Genomic DNA, 16,828 nt, shown 5'->3' on the forward strand with positions numbered 1-16,828 from the left:
ACGTCTCTGATCACGCGAGTCACGCCTTGGGGCACCTCGCCCGAAGCCACCCGAAGCGCGTGAAGGCCCCCTTCCCTCGGCTGAGCCGAGGGAAGGGGGCCTTCACGCGCTTCGGGTGGCTTCGGGCGAGGTGCCCCAAGGCGTGACTCGCGTGATCAGAGACGTAACTCGCGTGCTTGGAGGCGTAACTCGCGAGTTACGCCTCTGATCACGCGAGTTACGCCTCCAAGCACGCGAGTCGCGTGTTCGAGCACGACCACCCCGGTAGTGACACCCCCATGGCGGAAGTCCGCGAAGGCGTCCTTCCCTACGCTGAAGGACAGGAAGGGATGCGCGGCGGGGTCACCGCGCGACCACGAAACGTGACGTAGATCAACTTCCGGTGACTTTCGCATCAGAGAGGACTTGTTCGCGCGTCGAAACGATCAACGGACCACCGAGCCCGGGTGGTCCGGTGTGGATTCGACCGACCGAACGTTCATGCACTTGTCCGCAGAGCGGACAGTGACCGGACAGTCGCTAGCCCGACTGGGGGAAACTTACCGCCCTTGTACATCCACCCGTTAGCATCCGCACATTTGTTCGTTCCTGCGCGTCCCGATCGGGCGAAGAACACGTCTCACCATCCAAGTCCACAAGACGAGTGAGGTCGCCAGCGATGAGCACAGAGGGTCTCTCGATGCCAGGTATCTCGGTGGGCGGCTCCGGAGCGGACGCCGCCGACCGGATGCGCCGTGCCGCCGGGGTCATTTCGTTCGCCAAGATCAAACGCCCGGCGCTGGTCGCGCTGGGCATCGACACACTCGCGATCTTCCTTGCCGCGCTCGACGTGTGGCTGGTGATCCCCGAGAAGGCTCAGCCGTACTCGATCTATCTGTCCGGCGCCGCGTGCCTCGGCCTCGCCTTCCGGCGCAAGTTGCCGTTCCTCGCGGTGATCGTCACCGTCCCCGGGTTCCTGGCGGGCTGGTCGCAGCTGGCCGCGATGATCGCGCTCGGCTTCCTCGCCACCCGCAAACAGATGCACTGGCAGACCTGGACCGGGTTCGCGCTCGTCTTCACCTGCCGGTTCGTTCAGTGGCCGCTGGCCGACTTCGTCGAGCTCAGCTGGCGCGAGCACGTCCTGGACGGTATCTACGGCGTCATCGTCGCCGGGATGCCGGTGGCCATCGGCCTGCTCATCGGAGCGCGGACCGAGATCTCGCAGAAGCTGTCCGAACTCGCCGCCAGCCGCGACCGCGAACGCCGCTTCCACGCCGACGCCGTCCGCGCGGAGGAGCGCGCCCGCCTCGCACGGGAGATGCACGACGTCGTCTCGCACCAGATCACGCTGATCGCGATGCAGGCGGGCGCGCTGCAGGCCCAGACCACCGACGCTCGCTCGCTCGAAACCGCGCAGGTCATCCGGAAGCTGAGCACCAAGACGCTCGAGGAACTGCGTTCACTCGTGAGCGTGCTCCGCTCGGGCTCCGAAGACGACGGGCCCCGGCCGGGGATCAACGAACTCGACCGGCTGATCCGCGGCTCGGACGTGCCGGTGCATCTGACCGTCGAGCGGATCCCCGACCTGCTGCCCAGCCAGGTTTCGGCGGCGGCCTACCGGACCGTGCAGGAATGCCTGACCAACGTGCACAAGCACGCGCCCGGCGCCACCGCGACCATCCGGATCCAGGGCGAGCACGGTTCGCTCAAGGTCGAAATACGCAACGAGCGCGCCCGGACCCCCGGTGCGGCCCTGCCCTCGGGAGGGCACGGGCTGACCGGGCTGGCCGAACGCGCTCGACTGCTGGGTGGGAGCTTCGAGACCGCCGACACCGAGGACGGCGGGTTCCGGGTGCGTGCCCGGTACCCGCTCGACCGGTGAGCGAAGGCTAGATCTCCCGGCGCTGGCGCAACCGCTCCAGCGCCTCGGCGAGGATGGCCTCGCCGTCGGCGTCGGAACGCCGTTCCTTCACGTACGCGAGGTGAGTCTTGTAAGGCTCGGTCCGCGGCGCGGCAGGAGGGTTCTTCTCGTCCTGCCCACCAGGGAGCCCGCAGCGCGGGCAGTCCCACTCGTCGGGAATCTCGGCGTCCATCGAGAACGAGGGCTGTGCCTCGTGCCCGTTGGCGCACCAGTAGGAAATACGGCGCCGCGGCGCCGACTCACCCCGTTCCGATTCGCCCGAAGGACCGGCACCCACACGGGTGCCCCGAATCGCGTTACCGCCAACCATGAATCCTCACACCTATAGGGATCGGCGGCGCGCCCCCCATAGGCACGCCGAAACACCTGGGTCGATCAGACCTTGAGCAGGAGCCCGAGGCCGATGATGCTGATCAGCCACACCGCGCCCAGCAGCAGCGTGATCCGGTCGAGGTTCTTCTCGGCCACGCTCGAGCCGGAGAGGCTCGACTGCATACCGCCACCGAACAGCGAAGACAGACCGCCACCACGGCCGCGGTGCAGCAACACGGCGACCACCAGCAGCACGCTGGAGGCGATCAACAGGATTTGCAGGAACAGCTTCATGTCATCCTCTGCGCTCTTGGAGAATGCAGGAAAACGGTGTGCACAGGCGGCCGGGGTTTGAAACAACCCAGCACCGCCAGGACACACCGTACTCCTGGACTCGTCCACTGCTGTGTGACGGACCGGATACCCAGGTTACCCGGTAGGTGCCCCGATCAGGGCAGGGGCCCGCCCGCGGCGAGTGCGCAGAGTTTGGTGAACTCGTCACCATCCAGGCTGGCACCACCGACGAGCGCACCATCGATGTTCTCGCAGGCGACGAGGTCACTGATGTTGTTGGCCTTGGCCGAGCCCCCGTAGAGCACGCGGACCGAGGACGCGACCTCGGCACCGTACTTCTCGGCGAGGGTGGCGCGGATGGCTCCGCACACCTCCTCGGCGTCCTGCGGGGTCGCGACCTTGCCGGTCCCGATCGCCCAGACCGGCTCGTAGGCGACGACGACGTCCTTGACCTGCTCGGCCTTGAGCCCCTTGAGGCCCTCGACCAGCTGGGTCGTGGTGTGGGCGATGTGCTCGCCGGCCTCGCGGACCTCGAGCTTCTCCCCCACGCACAGGATCGGCGTGATGCCGTGCTTGAGCGCTGCCTTCACCTTCTTGTTCACCAGTTCGTCGGATTCGCCGTGGTACTCACGCCGCTCCGAGTGCCCGACGGTGACGAAGCTGCAGCCCAGCTTCGCCAGCATCGGGCCCGACACGTCACCGGTGTAGGCACCGGAGTCGTGCGGCGACAGGTCCTGGGCGCCGTAGGTGAGCGACAGCTTGTCGCCGTCGGTCAGCGTCTGGACGCTGCGGATGTCGGTGAACGGCGGCAGGACCGCGACGTCGACCTTCGCGTAGTACTTCTCCGGCAGGGCGAAGGCGATCTTCTGAACCAGCGCGATGGCTTCGAGGTGGTTCTGGTTCATCTTCCAGTTGCCGGCGATGAGCGGTTTGCGCGCCACTAGTCGTTCTCTCCCAGCACAGCGACTCCGGGCAGTTCCTTGCCCTCCAGGTACTCCAGCGACGCGCCGCCGCCGGTCGAGATGTGCGAGAAGCCGTCCTCGGGCAGGCCGAGCTGCCGCACGGCCGCGGCGGAGTCTCCCCCGCCGACCACGGTGAAGGCATCGCTCTTGACCAGCGCTTCGGCCACGGCACGGGTGCCACCGGCGAAGGACTCGAACTCGAACACGCCCATCGGGCCGTTCCAGAACACGGTCGCCGCGTCGGCCAGCTTGCCCGCGAACAGCTCCCGCGACTTGGGGCCGATGTCGAGACCCATCCGCCCGGCCGGGATGGCCGTCGCGTCGACGACGTCGAACTCCGCGTCGGCGGCGAAGCCCGTCGCGGCGAGGACGTCCACCGGCAGGATCAGCTCGACGCCGCGCTTCTCCGCCTCGGCGAGGAAGCCGCGGACCTGCTCCAGCTGGTCCTCCTGCAGCAGCGAGTTCCCGACCTCGTGGCCCTGGGCCTTGAGGAAGGTGTACGCCATGCCGCCGCCGATGAGCAGCCTGTCGACCTTGGTCAGCAGGTTCGCGATGACACCCAGCTTGTCCGACACCTTGGCGCCGCCGAGGACGACGACGTACGGGCGCGCGAGGTCCTCGGTGAGCTTCTTGAGGACGTCGACCTCCGCCAGCACCAGACCGCCCGCGTACGCCGGAAGCGCACGGGCGATCTCGTAGACCGAGGCCTGCTTGCGGTGCACGACACCGAAACCGTCGGAGACGAACGCGCCGCCCGGGACGAGCGCGGCCAGCTCGGCGGCCAGCTCCTGACGCTCGGCCTCGACCTTGCTGGTCTCGCGCGCGTCGAAGCGCACGTTCTCCAGCAGGGCCACCTGGCCGTCGGTCAGGCCGGCGACGGTGGCCTTGGCGGACTCGCCGACCAGGTCACCGGCCAGCGGGACGTCGACGCCGAGCAGCTCGGTGAGCTTCGCGGCGACGGGCGCGAGCGAGAACTTCGGGTCCGGCTCGCCCTTGGGACGGCCGAGGTGCGCCGTGACGACCACCTTCGCGCCCGCCTCGGCGAGACGCTTGAGGGTCGGCAGGGCGGCGCGGACGCGGCCGTCGTCGGTGATGGTCTCCCCGTCGAGCGGGACGTTCAGGTCGGAACGTACGAGTACGAACCGGCCCGAGACGTCCTCGCCCAGCAGGTCTTCGAGGTTCTTCAGCGCCATGGGTCAGGAAAGCTTGGTGCCGACGAGCTTGACGAGGTCGGCGAGGCGGTTGGAGTAGCCCCACTCGTTGTCGTACCAGCCGACGACCTTGACCTGGTTGCCGATGACCTTGGTCAGCGGCGCGTCGTAGATGCAGGACGCCGGGTCGGTGACGATGTCGGCCGAGACGATCGGGTCGTCGCTGTAGCGCAGGATGCCGGCCAGGGGGCCCTCGGCGGCGGCCTTGTACGCGGCGTTGATCTCCTCGAGGGTCGCGCTCTTGGTCAGCGTGACGGTGAGGTCGGTGGCCGAACCGGTCGGGACCGGGACGCGGACCGCGTAGCCGTCGAGCTTGCCGTTGAGCTCCGGCAGGACCAGGCCGATGGCCTTGGCGGCACCGGTCGAAGTCGGGACCATGCTCAGCGCGGCGGCGCGGGCGCGGCGCAGGTCCTTGTGCGGCGCGTCCTGCAGGTTCTGGTCCTGCGTGTACGCGTGGATCGTGGTCATCAGGCCCTGCTCGATGCCGAAGGCGTCGTTGAGGACCTTGGCCAGCGGGCCGAGGCAGTTGGTGGTGCAGGACGCGTTCGAGATGATCGTCTGCGAACCGTCGTACTTGTCGTCGTTGACGCCGAGGACCACGGTCAGGTCCTCGCCCTTGGCGGGCGCGGAGATGATGACCTTCTTGGCGCCACCGGCGATGTGCGCCTTGGCGGCGTCGCCGTTGGTGAAGAAACCGGTCGACTCGACGACGACGTCCACGCCGAGGTCGCCCCAGGGCAGGTTGGCCGGGTCGCGCTCGGCGAGGGCCTTGATCGTCTTGCCGTCGACGACGATGCCCTCGTCGCTGACGCTGACCTCGCCCGGGAAGCGGCCGAGGATGGAGTCGTACTTGAGCAGGTGGGCCATGGTGGCGACGTCGCCGAGGTCGTTGAACGCGACCACCTCGATGTCGTGACCGGCGGCCTGCACGGCCCGGAAGAAGTTGCGGCCGATGCGGCCGAAGCCGTTGACACCTACGCGAACCGTCACTGCTGCCACTCCCTTGAGACTCGTCCGGGATCGCCCCGGTAAGACGTCCTTTACTCGGGCGCAACCCTAGCGTGCGTGCTCGGGCGACCCTCTTTGCCCTGACGAGACTTCCACCACTCGGTGGGTCAGGTCAAGAATCGATTAAGACCATCGCTACCAGGCCGTCTTGGGGAAACTCTCAGCTTCCCTGTGCTAGCCGTCGCTCCAGCGGTGTCCGCATTCGTGGCGTGACTCGCACCTCTCCGAACCACTCGGCCAGGTGGTTCGCCTCCGCCTCGACGGCCCGTTCGACGTCCGTGCCGACGTCCTCCAGGAAGTGATGGACGATCTCGCCGTCCGGGCGCTGCGCCCAGCCGCCGACGATGCGGCCGCCTGCCCAGACCGTGGGCCCGATGTTGCCGGTGCCGTCGAACAGCGGCGCCTTGTGCGGGCCGAGATACCAGTCGCGCTCGATCCAGCCCATCGACGTCGGATCGAGCGACGGGAGCAGCGCGACCCAGGGTTCGGGCTCCGCGACCGGCTCCAGATCGTCGGCGAGCACCACCCCGGGAACACCGTCGAGGTCGACCTCGACCGGTTGAATCGCGGCGAGTGCCTTCTTCGTCTGGCCCGCCGTCCAGCCGGTCCACCAGCGTAGGTCCGCGATCGGGGCGGGGCCGTAGGCGTAGAGCCACCTTCGGGCGAGCTCGACGCGGGCGGCGTCGGCGTCCCATTCGGCGAGGCCCTGTGGCAACCAGCCCTCCATCGGCGCCCAGTAGTACTGACTGCTGATCCAGCTTCCGCGCGGGCGGCCGCGCACGATACGGCCGTCGACCGCGAGCTGGAAGAGGACCCGGCTGGTGACGTTGGCGATCGCCTCGTACGGCTTTCCCTTCGCCATCAACAGCTGTTGCTTGAGCCGCGGCTCGTCCTCGGAAAGCTGCTGCGCCGTCGCCGATCCCCTGGCTTTCAGCGCCCGCTCGGTCGCGTCTTCGACCTCGGCCAGCCAGCGCCCGGGTTCTGTGACGTTCTCCGGATGCCCTTGCGTGCCGAGGTGCTGTTCGAGCAGGCGGCGCTGCTTCTTGGCGATGTCGGCGGAACAGGCGGCCTGGACGAGCGCCGCGTTCTCGTGCCCGAGGACGAAGACCGTGCGGCGCATGCCGAGCATCCGGATCAGCGTTCGCTCTTCGTAGAGCGCGTTCTCCAGCTCGGCGACGCCGCTGCCCTTCACGCGCGCCCACGCCGACAGGTGCACCGAAGCCGGGTCCGTGGCGTGCAACGCGACGACCGCGTCCGCGGCGGCGTGCACCGACTCGGCGGGCACGGCGAGGCGATGACGCGTCGCGAGGCGGGCGCGGCGCTGCGCGGTATCGATCTTGGGGGTCACGGATCGGTTCTATCACCGGGGTCCGACAAAACTCCGGCTCATCAGTTCCGATGCTCCCGGCAGTGGGCCACCGGTGCCCCGGGCCGCGGCTCGAAGCGAGCGACTTGAGGCGCCGGCAGGCGAGGCGGCCGAGGCGGGACGGCCGGGATCACCTGGGTGATCTCGTCGTCCGGGTGCGGCGCGCGTCTTCCGCCGCCGGACCGGGTTTCGTCCGGCACCCGGAGGTAGATCCGCAGCTTCTGGGTCGGCCGTTCGATCAGCCGCCAGGACACCACCCCGCAGAGGTACGCGGTGGGTACCGCGAGCACGATCAGCAGGTACGAGTCGCGCACCCCGGCGAGGGTGTACAGCTGTTGCACCGGCATTCCCCACACGTACATCCCGTAACTGGGATAGACCCACTGGTCGTAGCCCTCCAGCCGGCGCGGCCAGTGGTACGCCCAGGTGATCGCGCCGTAGCCCGCGGCGATGGGCAGGATGAAACGCGTCGCGGGTTCGATGGGCGGGGTGAAGTTCGCGACGAGGTAGAGCGCCACCAGCGCGTACGCGACGGCCGGGCGCAACGGGATCAGGTCCCGGTAGCTGTGCAGCAGCATGCCGAGGACGAACGCCACCAGGAACGCCACCATCGACCCCAGCGGCACGCTGAACAACGAGCCCGCGTTGCCATGGAAGCCGACCGAAGCCCCCATGAACCCGTCCGCCACCATGAACGCCAGCAGCAGCGGGAACAGCACGACCCGTCCCCGCGCGAGGCCGCCCACCAGCCCGATGACGAGCACGATCAGATATCCGGTGGTCTCCATCGGGAGCGTCCAGATCGAACCGTTCGCGGAGAACGGGTACGGGTTCTCGGTGAACACGCCCGGGAGCAGATGCTGCAACGGGTACAGCATCGCGTTGTTCACGACGTAGCCCCAGGTGTCGTGATCGCCCCAGTATTCGCGCGGGCTGAGCACCGTCACCAGCGGCCCGATCACGAACGCCGTCACCATGACAACGAACAGCAGCGGCGGCCAGATCCGCAGCACCCGCTTGAGCAGGTACCGCCACCACGAGGAGTCCCGCCGCCAGCTGTCGGCGATCTGGTAGCCGCTCATGGCGAAGAAGCCCATGAGCGCGAAGTACCCCAGCGAGATGTTCCAGCTCGACGGCAGGCTGGTGATCCGGCTCGGTTCGATGATCGGGAAACAGTGCTCGAAGACGACCAGGATCGCCCCGAACATCCGCAGCCACGCGAACCCGGTGTCCGGTTTCGCGTAGGTCTTCGCGCCCGGGCTACTCATGGACCACCGGCGCGATGGCTTCGGAACAGGTGATCACGTCCACGACACACCCCGCACGCCGGTCCGTTCGATCAACCGATGCGCCTCTCCCCGAACCCGCCATGCGCGGGAGGTTACCGGTGGCTTGCCGGGGCCGTACCGGATACCGATACTTCTGGTGGGAAAAGTACCGACGATTACACTGCCGAACACCCAGAGCACAGAAGGAGCAACGCACGGTGACCGAGTCCGACCGTTCACGCCGGGAACGCAACCTGGGGCTCGTGGTGATCCTGGTGCTGGTGCTCGTCCTGGAGACCGCGGTGATCGGTTACCTCGTCACCTCGAACTGAGAGACGGCCCTCCGGGCTGTCAGGCGTTCACCGGACTCCCGCGGTTCTTCGAACCCGTTACTTTCGATTCCGTCAACGGAACGGGACCCGAGTTCTTGTGCGCGATCGCGCCGGGTACCGCTGTCCACCGGTTGAAAGAGTGGGGATATCCATGTCCAAGTTCGGGAGATTCTTGGTGACGTCCGCCGCGACCGCCGCAATGGCGGGAGCGTCGATGTTCGGCCTGTTCGCCGCGCCCGCACAGGCCGCGGAAACGGGCTCGTCGAGCGATATCGGAATCGCTTCCTCCGACGACGGCGCCTGCAAGACGAAGAAGACGGTCGGAAACGCGCGGAACAAGGGAGACATCTTCCACTCCTACGCCAAGACCACCGTTTTCAAGCACAACCACGTCGGCATCTACTACACGACGAAGACGATCGTGGAGGCGCCCGGCTCGGGTAAGAAGAGCAAGGCCGTCACGGCGTCCACGCTGAAGAAGTGCGGCCCCATCTACAAAATGTCCGTCGACGTCAAGCAGTCCACGCGCAACAAGGCGGCCGACCACGCTTACAACAAGTTCCGTGATCTGCCCTACGACTCGAACTTCGCCGACAACAAGGACAACAGCAACGGGAAGCTGAACTGCTCCGAGCTGGTGTGGAAGGCCTACAAGCACGGCGCGAAGGTCGACTTGGACAGCAACGGCGGGCCGGGCGTCTACCCCGACAACATCAAGGATCACAAGAGCACCGTGGTCTACGCGACCATCAAGTAACGACATCCTGTGGACGGTGCGGCCCGCCGGGTGCGGGCCGCACCGCCCACCGCCTGAGAGGATCCGGCCCGGTGCGCCTCCCCCGACTCATCGCGCTCGCCGCCTGCGGGCTCCTGCTCACGACGGCGTGCGCTTCGCCCGACAGCGGAGCGGAGATGAACATCGCCGATCCCGCTGTGGTGAAACTCGGCGAAACCGTCGTCGCGTTCGCTCTCAGCCCGGACACCTCCGCCGACAATCCGGCGGAAAAGCGGCAGCCCGGCTATCTGGTCCTGGTGCAGGGGGACGGCGGAACGCGGCTGATCGAGACCAGCGGCATGACCGAGTCGCATATCGCGTGGTCGGAGACCGGACTGTTCTTCAGCGACGACAAGCGCGACTACATTCTCGGCAAGGACGGCCTGGCCGGCTTCGAGAACAAGAAGGCAGGGCATCAGCAGTCGGCTTTCGCATTGCCCGGCGGCAAGGGTTTCGTCGCGGTCTACAACGAAGGCTTCTCGGAAGCCGGTTACACCAATCAGGTGGCCGTCACCACTTCGACCGGTTCACGGCTTTACCGGGTCGAGGGAAACTACTTCATGAACGCGCTGTGCGGCGGTGTCCTCAATGGGATCGCCACCGATGCGGGAGCTCATTTCGCGGAGTCGGCCGCGATTCCCGGTATGCGCTCGAAGGTCGATCCCAGTGCGCAGCCGGAACTGCTTTCCCAGCTGTACCCGGCGACCGATGGAAAGGAAAAGGTCCTCGCCTGGCGAGGGGTCTTCGACGCGGGAGACCACAACCGTCACGTGCCCTGTCACGACGGTGTCATCACGTTCCTTTCCGATTACACCGACGCCGACGGCAAGCCCCGGACGACCGTCGTTTCGTGGAACACGGGCGACGGCAAGTACACCGAACAGCCACTCGTGGACGCCGGGGGCCGCCCCGTCACCGAGAAACTGGTCGACCCCGAGACGTTCTCCCAGAAGACGTACGACGCCAGGGCCCTGCGGGAAGGCCATCTCGAATGGCTCGCCGCCGACGGTCGGCTCATGAGCACCGAAATCGCCTCCGGGACCACCGTGCCGCGGTTCGGCACCGGCTTCACCTCGGGTAGCGATTCGTCCAGCCAGGCGATCTTCACGGACCGGTCGATCACCGTGATCCAGGAGAAGTTCGACGGCAACACCCCCGTCAAGATCAAGCGGTTCGACCGCGCCACCGGGAACCCGATCACCGAAATCACCGTGCCCGGCCTGGCGGAACGGTTCGGCAACCGGTTCAACCTGCGCGGTATGGCCGTCTCCCCAGCCTCGTGAGTGGTGAGGACGGTCAGAACCGTCCTCACCACTCACGAGGCTGGGGAGACGGCCATACCGCGCAGGTTGAACCGGTTGCCGAACCGTTCCGCCAGGCCGGGCACGGTGATTTCGGTGATCGGGTTCCCGGTGGCGNGAGGACGGTCAGAACCGTCCTCACCACTCACGAGGGCCTAGACCCGCTCCAGCTCGAAGACGGGGATGACCCGGCTGGTCTTGCTCTGGTAGTCGGCGAACTGCGGCTGAGCGGCGGCCTGCCTGGCGTAGACCTCGTCGCGCTCGGCGCCGGCGAGCAACCGCGCGCGGACCGGGAAGGTCTCGGTGCCGAGCTCGACCTTCGTGTCCGGGTTGGCCACCAGGTTGTGGAACCAGGCCGGGTTGTCGTCGGCGCCGCCCTTGCTCGCGAAGATGTAGATCCGGTCGCCTTCGAGAAGCGGGACGAGCGGCGCGATGCGCCGGGTGCCGGACTTCGCGCCGGTGTGGTGGACGAGGACCAGCGGGTACCCCTCGAACATGCCGCCCGCCTTGCCGCCGGTCTCGCGGAACTCGGCGATCACGGTGCGGTTGATCTGGTCGAAGTCGAACGTGTCAGTCATGATCTCGATCGTATGACTCGCGCGGTGACTGTATCGATGGCTGATAACGCCACGAAGATATCCGTTTGTCGCACTATCCTCGTCGCCATGGACCTGTTGGCCGAAGCACTCGCCGTGGGAGGCGTCCGCGGCACCGCCGGGGCGCGGATCGAGGCGTCCGGACCGTGGGGCATCCTCTGGCACGGCATCACCCGTGCAGCGTTCTATGCCATCACCTGCGGCACGGCCTGGCTGGAACTGGCCGGGCACCCGCCGCGGCAGCTCATGCCCGGCGACGTCGTCCTGTTGCCGAACGGCCCGGAGCACACTCTGCGCAGCGCTCCGGACGTCGCGATCATTCCCAATCTGTGCACGGCGGCCGAGAAGGCGCGAGACTGCGGTGGCGTGCTGCGCCTCGGCTCCGGGGACGTGGAGACGCATGTCCTCGGCGCGTCCTACGACTACGACCCGGCGGTGTCCACCCAGGTGCTCGCCACCCTGCCGGAGCTGGTGCACATCCGCGCGAACCACGTCGGTGGCGGGCTGGACGACACCGTCCGGCTGTTGTCGCGGGAACTGGCCTCCCCGCAGATCGCCACCGAGTTCGTCCTCAACCGGCTCGTCGACATCCTCCTGGTCCAGTTGCTGCGCGCGTGGCGGACCGAGAAACCGGCGGAGGCGCGGGGAACCTGGCTCGGTGTCCTCGGCGATCCGCTGATCAGCGTGGCGCTGGCGAAGATCCACGAGGACCCGGCGAAACCGTGGACCACCGACCTGCTCGCGGCGGAACTGGCGACCTCACGCAGCACGCTGACCCGCCGCTTCCGCGAAACCACCGGCCGGACACCCGGCGAGTACCTGACCCAGTGGCGGATGGACCTGGCCGCCGTCCGGCTGCGCGACACCGGCGACACGGTGGACACCATCGCCCGCTCGGTCGGCTACACGTCGGTGTACGCGTTCAGCCGGGCTTTCCGCCGCGCTCGCTGTCAGGCACCCGGGCAGTACCGGGCCTCGGCGCGGGAAGACCTCAAGACGGCCGGGTGACGCGACACCGCACTCGCGTGATCAGGCCGTCTCCTCTTCCGGCTCCGGCTCGTCCGACGGCCGCGTGAACAGCCGCGTCGCCGAGAGCCGCGCGACGCCGTCCGGCTCGCCGAGCGCGTCGGTCGCGTTCCGGATCGTCGCGTCGACGGACAGGTACTTGCGCCCCGCCCGCAGGTCCGCGTCGTTGCGCAACCGCACGATCAGCGGGAACTCGCTCAGCGCGCCGGCGTCGAACAGACCGGTGGTGTAGATCAGCTGGACGCCCAGCGCCTCCGCGACCGCGCGCTGCAGTTCCAGCAGGTAGCCCGCCGACGCGCGGCCGATCGGGTTGTCGAGGAACAGCACGCCGGAATGCCGGTTGCGGGCCTTGCCGCGGTTGTTCGCCCGCAGCGCCGCCAGGGTGCAATACAGGATGATCGCCGCGGTCAGCTGCTGCCCGCCGGAGAACACGTCCCGGATTTCGGAGACCCGCTGGCGTTCGGTCCGCAGCACGGAGTCCGGCTTCAGCATGTCGACCCGGAAACCCTTGGGCGCGGCGGCCTGCACGCCGCGGAGCACGAGGGACAGCCCGTCCCGCTTGACATCCCGGCCGTCGGAGGTCTTCCCCACCGCGGCCTCGTCGACGACCTCGCCCAGTTTCTCGGCGAGCACGTTCTCCTCGAGTTCGGTGAAGCGGATCCGCAGGAACTCCTGGCCCGACCAGTCGCCGAGACCGTCCGGCAGCCGCGAAACCCGTTGTGCCGCGCGGAGAGTGCGCAACGCGCCGTCGACCATGCCCTGCAGGCGGGTGATGATGCCGCCGCGGTGCCGGTCGATCTGCGCGAGATCGTCGGTGAGCGTGCGCAGCCGGGGCCGCAGCGCCTCCGCCCATTCCGCGGCGTGGGCGGGCAGCTGATCGCGGCGGACCGAGATCACCTGCTGCCGCACCGGCGTGCTGAGCTTCTCGAACCGCTTGTCCGTGGCGTACTGCGCCAGCTGGTCGGCCGCGGCACGCACCCGGCGGTCGCCCGCGTCGGCGGCGTCCTGCGCCTCGGTGAGCGAGGTGTTGAGCCGCGAGTGCTTGGCACGCGCGGATTCGACGTCGCCCTCGAAGGCAGCCACTTCGTCCTCTTTGGACAAGAGGTGCGCCATGGATTCGGCCAGCAGCCCGAAGCCGGACGCGGAGGTCTTCGCGGACTCCAACGTCGCTTCGGCGGCGGCGCGGCGCTCCTGGAGTTCTTCCCATTTCCGCGCGGCGGCGGACACTTCGAGACTCGCCTCGTCGATCAGCTCCAGGCCGTGCTGGATGTCCTTCGGCCGCGCGTCGGAGGCGATCGCTGACGGCTGTTCCGGCAACTGACCCAGTTCCGCCTTGCGGGTCGCGACGAGCCCGACGATCTCGGTGCGCTCTTCCTCCAGCACCGCGACCGCGCGGTTCGCCCGCGCCTGCGCCGCCGCCCGCGCCGAAGCGTCGGAGCCGTCCGGCGTCTCCAGCAGCGCCGAGGCCCGCTCGCGGACGGCGTCGTCCAGCGCTTCCACGGCCGCCCGCGCGGACGCCTCGACACTCTCGGCCTGGTCGAGTTCGGCACGAAGGTCGCTGCCGACCTCCACCTTCGCGTAGGCCTCGGAAGCCGACGCGAAAGTACGCCGCAAGGCGTCCACCGGTTCGGTGGGCACGGGGTCGTTTTCGGTGACGTCGCTCGATCCCGGCACCTCGGCCAGTTCCGCTTTCGCTGTCGTCGCCGTGCGCCGGTGCCCGTCGGCGGTGCGCTGCTCCTCGCTCGCCTGTTCACGCAGCCGGGACGCCTTCACCGCGGCTTCGGACGCCGTCGCCTCCGCCCGTTCGGCGGTCTCGGTCGCGCGTTCGACGTCATCCGTCCACTCGGGAATCTTCGCGGCGCGCGCGGCGAGGGTTTCGAGCCCGCGGGCCCGCTCCCCCGCCTCGGCCGAAGCCGCACGCAACTCGGGGACCCGTTCCCGGAGCCCGGCCGCCTTCTCCCCGAGGCGCTGGAACTCCTTTTCCGCCTGCTCCAACGCGGTCTGCGCGGTTTCGTGCGCGGTGCGCGCGTTCTGGAGCTGCTCGGCCAGTGTCGCGATGCTGCCGGGCGGATAGTCCTCGCGCCAGGTCTTGAGCTTCCACGACAGGGCGCTGTCGTCGGCCAGCGATGTCGCCAGCGCTTCCAGCCGTCGCTGACGTTCCGCGTGCCGGAGCGCGATGGCCTCGCGCTCGGCGTCGGCGGCTTCCTCGTCGTACATCGCCGGATTGGGCGGCACGAGGAATTCGATCCCGGCCTCGTCCGGCAGGCGGTCGGTCGTGGTGGCCTCGGTCGTCGCGACCGGGATGATCGTGGTGGGCAGCAGACGCCGCTCCGCCAGGACCTTCTCGGCGAGCCGCACCTGCTCCGGCTCGTTGAGCAAGATCCCCGAGACGAGCTGAGGTGCGCGCGCCAGCACGGCCGCCCGCCGCTTTTTGTCCAAAGTAGACAGATAACGCCAGCCGGACCACGCGTTCATCCCGGCGGCTTCCAGCGCGTCTAAAGCGGCCTGGACCTCTTCGGTGGCGGGCAGGAGACCGCCCGAACCGAGCGCGTTCAGCGCGCGCTCGTCGACGGATTCCTCCATCCGCAGCGCGGTCTGTTCCTTCTCCGCCGCCGAACCCGCCTCGCGAAGCCGCTCCAGCAACATCGGAAGGTCCGTCTCCAGCGTGACATCGTCCACGCCGAGGAGTTCGCTCAGCCGCGGTTCGACGGCGAGCGCGTCGGTACGCCGGTTGGCCCGGTCGAGTTCCTCGGCCGCGCGTTCCAGGCGGTCCTTTGTGGACCCAGCGAGCCGGTGCGCGTCGTTCACGGTGGCCTGCGCGGACCGCAGATCCTCCGCGACGCGTTCGAGTTCCTGTTCACGACGAACGAGTTCCGCGGCGGTCTCCTCGGCCTCCGTCCTGGCCGCACGCGCCGCTTCGGCGACGTCGGCACCGGCCTTGAGCGCGCCGGACCGGACGGTTTCCGCGATCTCCTCACGGATTTCGGCGATCCGCGCGCCCAGCCCTCTGGCCTCCGCCCGGCGCGAAGCCGCGAGGTTCGCCGACTCGTCGCGTTCCGCCTGGGCCTTTTCCGCCTCGGCACGCAGGGCGCCGACGTGGGCTTCGGCCTTCGCCGCCTGCTCGGTGGCGTTCTTGGCCAGCGCCAGCAGTCCCCGCGCGAGCGCGCCCGCGGCGGCGTTGCGGGCCTGCAGCGCGGGCTGCGCCTTCTGCTCGCGATTCCCCACCAGTTCCCGGAAATCGCGCGCCTTGCGGGAGGCGTTGAGGTGGTTGAGCACGGTGGCGCATTCACGCCAGGCCTCGGCGGCGGTCTTGGCCTCGGCCAGTTCGCCGTCGATCCGCTTCTTGCTCTCCTGCGCCTCCTCGAGCCGCAGTTTCCCGACCAGGCGACGGAGTTCGGTGACCCCGGCGGTGAGCCGGCGGTGGTCGCCCTCGGCCAGTTTCTCCGCGGACTTCACCTCGTCGACGTGCTGTTCGAGACCGCTCAGCCGCTCGTTCTCCAGCTTGTCGCGCGCGGCGACCTGTCCGGCCAGCGTCCGCATCTCGGCACGGGCCGCGTCGGCGAGCTTCCGTGACGCGGCGGCGACGCCTTCTTCTTCCGCCAGGGGTGTGAGCAGGTCGAGGGCACCGGCAACGAAATCGCGCTCCGACAGCAGATCCCCGCGCTGGGCGAGGTTGTGCGCGTACGTCGCGACGACCTCGGCGAGATCCTTCGGTTCCTCCTCCGAAAGCACCGCGCGCAACAGGAACTCGACGAAGGCTTCGTCGGTGCTGAACGCGAAGGCGTCCGCCGCCTCGCCCTCACCGGCGTTCATCGCGCGCTGGTACCGGAAGAGCTCGGTGTCGAGGCCGAGGCCGTCGAGCCGGGACGTCCATTCGTGGTGACGCCGGGTCCAGAACAGCTCCAGTTCCGGCTCGCCGCCGTGCACCTTGTCGAGCTGGTCGTGGAAGCCGGACATCGTCAGCAGCCTGCCGTCCGACGTCAACGGCAGCGAGTCCAGATCGAGCGACGGCGTCGGCCGGAAGCAGTACCAGGAATCGACGAGGTTCTCCGAGTCGGCCGACACGACGTGCCCGCGCCATTCCGACACCTTGCCGGTGATCACCCGGTGGCCGGTCTCGACCTGCAGCCACTCCAGCACGACGTGCGAGACGTCCTTGGCGGCGACGAACTTCTCCAGCACCTTGGTGTTCGTCGTGCCGACGACCTGGCGGCGGCCGGGCAGCATGACCGAGAAGATCAGCTTGATCAGGACGGATTTGCCGCCGCCGTTCTCCAGGAACAGCACGCTCGCCGGCGACGGGCGCCGCGGCGGACCCTCCCCCGCGAGGTGGATCCCGGCGCTGAACAGCGCGTCCTGTTTGGGCGCGGTGATGGCCGCGCCGACGCCGCTGAAGTCCAGCACGACGTCCTGGTACCGCGCGCCCGCCGGGCCCACCGAGTGCAGGCGAACCCGCGAAAGCTCGTACATCGACTCC

At 68.5% G+C, this 16,828-nt stretch carries 13 protein-coding genes; 4 read left to right on the forward strand and 9 right to left on the reverse strand.

Translation table 11 applies throughout. The features are described 5' to 3' along the window. Positions 1-658: 658 nt before the first annotated feature. The gene (locus ACXIZN_RS18420; RefSeq protein ID WP_167373484.1) at positions 659-1,861 is read left to right on the forward strand and encodes a sensor histidine kinase; all 1,203 of its coding nucleotides are present in this window, start codon (positions 659-661) and stop codon (positions 1,859-1,861) included. Between the two features lie 7 nt (positions 1,862-1,868). Here ACXIZN_RS18420 and ACXIZN_RS18425 read toward each other — a convergent pair whose 3' ends face one another. The 7 genes from ACXIZN_RS18425 to ACXIZN_RS18455 form a co-directional block, all read right to left on the reverse strand. Then, positions 1,869-2,210: an RNA polymerase-binding protein RbpA gene (locus tag ACXIZN_RS18425; RefSeq protein WP_034311760.1), complete on the reverse strand. Its 342-nt coding sequence runs from the start codon at positions 2,208-2,210 to the stop codon at positions 1,869-1,871. 65 nt (positions 2,211-2,275) lie between these two features. Beyond that, positions 2,276-2,506 (reverse strand): preprotein translocase subunit SecG, encoded by a 231-nt coding sequence (gene secG / locus ACXIZN_RS18430; RefSeq protein WP_016333144.1) that lies wholly within the window; start codon positions 2,504-2,506, stop codon positions 2,276-2,278. Between the two features lie 155 nt (positions 2,507-2,661). Next, positions 2,662-3,447 carry a triose-phosphate isomerase gene (gene tpiA / locus ACXIZN_RS18435; RefSeq protein WP_034311753.1) on the reverse strand — a complete coding sequence of 262 codons (786 nt, stop codon included), beginning with the start codon at positions 3,445-3,447 and terminating at the stop codon, positions 2,662-2,664. Next, positions 3,447-4,655, reverse strand: coding sequence for a phosphoglycerate kinase (locus ACXIZN_RS18440; RefSeq protein WP_457960549.1), 1,209 nt, complete (start codon positions 4,653-4,655; stop codon positions 3,447-3,449). The genes tpiA and ACXIZN_RS18440 overlap by 1 nt, the downstream gene beginning before the upstream one ends. A gap of 9 nt (positions 4,656-4,664) precedes the next feature. Then, a complete protein-coding gene (gene gap / locus ACXIZN_RS18445) occupies positions 4,665-5,669 on the reverse strand; it encodes a type I glyceraldehyde-3-phosphate dehydrogenase (protein WP_038515534.1) in 1,005 nt (334 codons plus the stop codon). A gap of 178 nt (positions 5,670-5,847) precedes the next feature. Next, positions 5,848-7,035, reverse strand: coding sequence for a winged helix DNA-binding domain-containing protein (locus ACXIZN_RS18450; RefSeq protein WP_457955873.1), 1,188 nt, complete (start codon positions 7,033-7,035; stop codon positions 5,848-5,850). Between the two features lie 41 nt (positions 7,036-7,076). Next, complete coding sequence (locus ACXIZN_RS18455) at positions 7,077-8,321, reverse strand: acyltransferase family protein (RefSeq protein ID WP_457955874.1); 1,245 nt, start codon at positions 8,319-8,321, stop codon at positions 7,077-7,079. Positions 8,322-8,828: 507 nt separating this feature from the next. On the opposite strand from ACXIZN_RS18455, the gene ACXIZN_RS18460 reads away from it, so the two are divergent. Both ACXIZN_RS18460 and ACXIZN_RS18465 read left to right on the forward strand, forming a co-directional pair. Next, a complete protein-coding gene (locus ACXIZN_RS18460) occupies positions 8,829-9,410 on the forward strand; it encodes a hypothetical protein (RefSeq protein ID WP_457955876.1) in 582 nt (193 codons plus the stop codon). Between the two features lie 71 nt (positions 9,411-9,481). Beyond that, a complete protein-coding gene (locus ACXIZN_RS18465) occupies positions 9,482-10,711 on the forward strand; it encodes a hypothetical protein (RefSeq protein WP_457955878.1) in 1,230 nt (409 codons plus the stop codon). A gap of 173 nt (positions 10,712-10,884) precedes the next feature. Here the strand turns inward: ACXIZN_RS18465 and ACXIZN_RS18470 are convergent, their stop codons facing one another. Then, a complete protein-coding gene (locus tag ACXIZN_RS18470; protein ID WP_457955879.1) occupies positions 10,885-11,307 on the reverse strand; it encodes a nitroreductase family deazaflavin-dependent oxidoreductase in 423 nt (140 codons plus the stop codon). 87 nt (positions 11,308-11,394) lie between these two features. Between ACXIZN_RS18470 and ACXIZN_RS18475 the strand changes: the two genes are divergently transcribed. Further along, on the forward strand, positions 11,395-12,333 hold the full coding sequence (locus ACXIZN_RS18475) for an AraC family transcriptional regulator (RefSeq protein ID WP_457955880.1): 939 nt from the start codon (positions 11,395-11,397) through the stop codon (positions 12,331-12,333). Between the two features lie 21 nt (positions 12,334-12,354). Here the strand turns inward: ACXIZN_RS18475 and ACXIZN_RS18480 are convergent, their stop codons facing one another. Continuing rightward, entirely contained in the window at positions 12,355-16,821 is a 4,467-nt protein-coding gene (locus ACXIZN_RS18480; protein ID WP_457955881.1) for a hypothetical protein, read from the reverse strand. Positions 16,822-16,828: the final 7 nt, after the last annotated feature.

Source organism: Amycolatopsis sp. TRM77291 (assembly GCF_054166285.1).